Genomic DNA, 650 nt, shown 5'->3' with positions numbered 1-650 from the left:
ATCAAACCGAAGCGGAAGGCTATCGGCTGTTCCGCAAACACGGCTACCGGGAAACGGTCGAGGAGGCGCTGGTCGAAGCATTCGGCGCCCCTTCCTCGCCGCTTCTCGCGCAACGCGGTGACCTCGGCGTCATCGAGCGCGATGGCAGGATCTCCTGCGGCGCCTTCACCTCGGCCGGCTTTGCCGTGCGCACGATCTATGGCCATTGCGAACGCAGGAACGGCCGGCGGGTCGAAGTCACGACAGGCTATGACCTGCAGTTCCTGCCCGTGACCGCCGTGGCTCGGGCCTACAAGGTGTTCTAGACATGCCCTTCATTTCCGCGATTGCCGGCGCAATCGGCGCCGCCATCGGCCTTGGCTCGGTTGGCGTTGCCCTGGCACAGGCCGCAATCGGCCTTGGCATCAACTACATCGTGCGCAAGGCAGAAGAGCGGCGTGCGAAGAAGGCGGCCGCCAGCGCATCCGGAACGCAGTTCGACCGGGAATATGGCGAGAATGTCAGCCGCAAGGTGCCATGCGGCCGCGTCGGAATTGCCGGCCATGATGCCTATGTCAACACCTATGGCAGCGCGAACCGCGAACTGCAGCAGGTCTATGTGTTCGGGGATTTCCCCTGCGACGGCCTGTCGAAGATCTGGGCAGGCGGCG

Annotated in this window: 1 protein-coding gene and 1 pseudogene; both read left to right on the top strand. The window is 64.3% G+C overall.

Annotated elements, in window-relative coordinates; translation table 11 throughout:
* A partial coding sequence (locus tag KLP42_RS27515) for a DUF6950 family protein (RefSeq protein WP_502941354.1) occupies nucleotides 1-305 on the top strand: 305 nt, incomplete at its 5' end.
* A gap of 2 nt (nucleotides 306-307) precedes the next feature.
* Nucleotides 308-650: pseudogene (locus tag KLP42_RS27510) on the top strand (phage tail protein); the annotation flags it as partial.

Origin of the sequence: Rhizobium sp. CSW-27 (genome assembly GCF_018760785.1) — a bacterium.
Lineage (GTDB): Bacteria > Pseudomonadota > Alphaproteobacteria > Rhizobiales > Rhizobiaceae > Neorhizobium.
Note: the sequence above shows the minus strand (reverse complement) of the source record. Positions and strands in the feature narration are given on the sequence as shown.